Raw genomic sequence first — 762 nt, 5'->3', positions numbered from 1 at the left:
GCATTTCTAATAAAGATTATTACATCGCCTATGCCTTACTACAGAAGGGTTATGCCCTTTACCGTACTGGGCGCAGAACAGAGGCGTTAGCACTTAATGAGGAGACTGTTAATCGCTTCTCAAAATCGTCGGATATCAGTACCCGCCGCATCGTCTCGCGGGTCGCCCTGAACAACATATATGCCCACCGCAATGCGACACCCCGCCGTACTGAAGCGTTACTTTCGGGCGTTCGTGATTTTGTCGCCAGCTTCGGCAGAGAAACCGATACCGCGAATGTCGCGCGGGTCGCAGAGGCTCTTGCGCTTGCGGGCGACAGCCTCAGCGAGAGTAACCCGCCCCGATACGAAGAAGCATTGGATAATTATCTTGCGGCCCATCGGCGCTTAGAGAAACTTCCTATCGAACAGACCTTGAGTCAGAGACATAAAACCACCCTCGACCTCGCCCGCACCTATTCACTCTTGAAGCGAGAGGGCGAAACGATAACCCAATTGGCAAATGCAGAACGGTTAACCACCAATGCAAATTTAAATCTTCGAGAAGGGTTGATCGCCCGTACCTATAGCCAAGGCGTTCTCTGCTTAATCACACTTGGCCGAATAGATTGAACGACGCCGTTAAATTATTAGATAAATTAGAGAAAATCGCGGGGGAATCAAAATCACCCGACACTATAGGACAATATCTACAGGCACATGAAGCCTATATTGGAGCCGTTTCGCGCACATCCTCGAACGGTTGGCAGACCGCTCTAGGGTC

1 protein-coding gene is annotated in these 762 nt (G+C 50.5%); it reads left to right on the top strand.

All coding sequences use genetic code 11. The features are described 5' to 3' along the window. A partial coding sequence (locus tag VZ95_RS26165) for a hypothetical protein (RefSeq protein ID WP_198148418.1) occupies window positions 1-611 on the top strand: 611 nt, incomplete at its 5' end. Between the last annotated feature and the right edge of the window lie 151 nt (window positions 612-762).

The sequence above is a fragment of the Elstera litoralis genome (genome assembly GCF_000963705.1).
In the GTDB taxonomy this organism is placed as follows: Bacteria; Pseudomonadota; Alphaproteobacteria; order Elsterales; family Elsteraceae; genus Elstera; species Elstera litoralis.
This window is presented reverse-complemented; position numbering and strand designations above follow the sequence as displayed.